We start from the raw sequence: 658 nt of genomic DNA, 5'->3' as shown, positions 1-658 counted from the left end.
TGCCGTTCTTCACCATTTCGGGCTCGGACTTTGTCGAGATGTTGGTTGGTGTGGGTGCATCGCGTGTGCGCGACATGTTCGAGCAGGCGAAGAAAAACGCGCCCTGTATCGTTTTCATCGACGAAATCGACGCCGTGGGCCGCCATCGTGGTGCCGGTTATGGCGGTGGTAACGATGAACGTGAACAGACCCTCAACCAGTTGCTGGTCGAGATGGACGGGTTCGAGGCCAATGAGGGCGTGATCATTCTGGCAGCCACCAACCGTAAAGACGTTCTGGACCCCGCACTGCTGCGTCCGGGCCGGTTTGACCGTAACGTGACCGTCGGCAACCCCGACATCAAAGGCCGTGAGAAGATCTTGGGCGTGCATGCGCGCAAGACCCCCTTGGGCCCCGATGTTGACCTGCGCATCATCGCGCGGGGGACACCGGGTTTTTCGGGTGCTGATCTGGCGAATCTGGTGAACGAGGCAGCGCTGATGGCCGCGCGTGTGGGTCGTCGCTTTGTCACCATGGAAGACTTTGAGAACGCCAAAGACAAGGTGATGATGGGGGCAGAGCGCCGCAGCATGGTCCTGACGCAGGATCAGAAAGAAAAGACGGCGTATCACGAGGCCGGTCACGCTGTGGTTGGTCTGGAATTGCCGCTATGTGATCC

The 658-nt window shown here is 59.4% G+C and carries 1 protein-coding gene; it reads left to right on the top strand.

Features of this window, described 5'->3' with window-relative positions; translation table 11 throughout:
- Window positions 1-658 (top strand): AAA family ATPase (locus ACR0E6_RS22435; RefSeq protein ID WP_480587531.1); only part of this gene is annotated, 658 nt, incomplete at both ends.

The organism is Ruegeria sp. AP12 (genome assembly GCF_056540025.1).
The sequence above is the reverse complement of the archived record's forward strand: the minus strand, read 5'-3'. Positions and strand labels throughout refer to the sequence as shown.